This is a genomic window from Nostocoides sp., from assembly GCF_035343835.1.
Classification (GTDB): Bacteria; Actinomycetota; Actinomycetes; order Actinomycetales; family Dermatophilaceae; genus Nostocoides_A; species Nostocoides_A vanveenii.
Window position 1 is genome coordinate 1 of the sequence record NZ_DAOQZV010000375.1, and the last position, 1,915, is coordinate 1,915.

Below are 1,915 nucleotides of genomic sequence, written 5' to 3' on the forward strand. Positions count from 1 at the left end.
CCCGACGATGGCCGCGGCCCACACCGGCGCGGCCGCGGCGAACAGCCGATCAGCACCGAGGCCGGCCAGCGCCCCGAGCGTCGTGCTGATCAGCAGGGCTGCTCCCGGGAAGCGCTCGGCCAGGTCGTCGCCGGCCACGCCGAGGGCCACACCGGCCATGGCCAAGGCGATCGGCAGGTCCACGGCGCGGATCACCGGCAGGGCGGTCAACGCCATCCCCGAGACGACCAGGGCAACCGCCGCGAGATCACCGATCAGCCCCTCGCTGACCCGTTGTCGCCCGTCACCGCGCAACAACTGCCCGAAGAACGCGATGATCACACCGATCGCGAGCACCACGGGGAAGTGCCGCAACGGCGCTCCGCCCGGGTTGTAGCGCACCGCGAGCACCGACGCAGCAGCGGTCGCCAGGATCGCAACGCGCGTCGTCAGCGGACTCAGCGTCCCGGTGACGTGCGGCCAGCCCCAGGCGAGCAGAAGCGCCGCGAGCACGACGGCCAGCACGACATAGGTCTCACCCGCCGCCTCGCACAGCACCAGCAGCATGGCCCCGAGGATCGTCGCCGAACCGGCCAGCGTGGAGCGGAAACTGGCGCCCTGGGCGACCGCGGCATGCGACACGCGCAAATACTGCCACTCCCTTGCACGCTCGCGGCACCGCCGCCGGGCAGCAGAGCGCGCTCAGCCGCCGGCGAAGGGCGGCAGCACCTCCACGACCGCGCCCGCCGGGACGGCCACATCGGAACGGACCGGGAGGCCGTCGAGGAGGATCGCGCAGACGGGCAACACCGCCGCGAGTGCCGTATGCCGTTCCCCCGCCCCCACCACCAGCTCACCGATAGTCCCGGGCGCGACCCATTCCTCGGCGACGCCCGCGGCGGCGCGGGCCCCCGCCCAGTAACGAATCAAGACCCCCTGACCAGCGGATTCACTCCGAGGCGGGGTTGGCGGGGAGAGTCGCGCGGAGGGGTCCGGGACTCGGGAAAGGGCATGAGGATCGGCCATCACGGCCTATCCTGCCTGTTATGGCCAGGCTTTTGCTGTTGACCAACGCGCTCGCTCCGAGCGCCGAAGTCCTGCCTGCGCTGGCGCTCCTCAGCCACAATGTCCGCATTCTCCCGGCCGAGGCGACCGCCCTGGTCAATGCCCCCAACGCCGACGCCGTCCTCGTCGATGCGCGCCGCGAACTGGCCCACGGCCGCTCCTTGTGCCGCATTCTGCGCACCACGGGGACCTCGGTCCCGGTCATCGTCGTCCTCACCGAGGGCGGGCTGGCGGGCCTGACCGCGGAGTGGGGCGTGGACGATGTCCTGCTCGACACCGCCGGCCCGGCCGAGGTCGAGGCGCGCCTGCGTCTGGCCGCCGGCCGCTTGGTCGCCGACGACCCCGACGAGGACCTGCCGATCACGGCGGGCGCCTTGACCATCGACGAGGCCAGCTACTCCGCGCGTATCGGCGAGCGGACGCTCGATCTGACCTACAAGGAGTTCGAGCTGCTGAAATACCTCGCCCAGCACCCCGGACGGGTCTTCACCCGCGCCCAGTTGCTGCAGGAGGTCTGGGGGTACGACTACTTCGGCGGCACTCGCACCGTCGACGTCCACGTCCGACGGCTGCGGGCCAAGCTCGGCGGCGACTACGAGTTGCTCATCGGCACGGTGCGCAATGTCGGCTACCGCTTCGTCACCGAACCCTCGCCGAACGCCGAGTCCGTGCTGGCATGATCCCGACGCCGGTCACCACCTTGACCCAGGCGCAAGCGGCGGATGTGCGCGCCCTCGCCGCCACAGCGGCCCGCCACGACGGCGTCCCACCGCTCTCGGAGGCCTACCTGCTGCGCCTCGACCAGCCGAACGCCGCCACCCACCTGCTCGACCGCGGCGCCTCGGGTGGGCTCGCGGCATACGGGCAGGTG

General features: G+C 71.9%; 3 protein-coding genes and 1 pseudogene. 2 read left to right on the forward strand and 2 right to left on the reverse strand.

Going from position 1 to position 1,915, the window contains the following annotated elements; all coding sequences use genetic code 11:
- On the reverse strand, positions 1–621 hold a 621-nt coding region (locus PKH97_RS16270; RefSeq protein ID WP_324388652.1), incomplete at its 3' end, for a hypothetical protein.
- A 60-nt stretch (positions 622–681) separates the two neighbouring features.
- A complete protein-coding gene (locus PKH97_RS16275; RefSeq protein WP_324388653.1) occupies positions 682–909 on the reverse strand; it encodes a MoaD/ThiS family protein in 228 nt (75 codons plus the stop codon).
- Between the two features lie 116 nt (positions 910–1,025).
- On the opposite strand from PKH97_RS16275, the gene PKH97_RS16280 reads away from it, so the two are divergent.
- Together PKH97_RS16280 and PKH97_RS16285 are read left to right on the forward strand one after the other, a co-directional pair.
- Positions 1,026–1,724 carry a response regulator transcription factor gene (locus PKH97_RS16280; RefSeq protein WP_324388654.1) on the forward strand — a complete coding sequence of 233 codons (699 nt, stop codon included), beginning with the start codon at positions 1,026–1,028 and terminating at the stop codon, positions 1,722–1,724.
- Positions 1,721–1,915: pseudogene (locus PKH97_RS16285) on the forward strand (mycothiol synthase); the annotation flags it as partial. The gene PKH97_RS16280 and the pseudogene PKH97_RS16285, both read left to right, overlap by 4 nt.

Excerpts from the sequence above, each read along its gene's own strand:
- PKH97_RS16280 (WP_324388654.1), top strand. The coding sequence starts at position 1,026 with ATGGCCAGGCTTTTGCTGTTGACCAACGCGCTCGCTCCGAGCGCCGAA.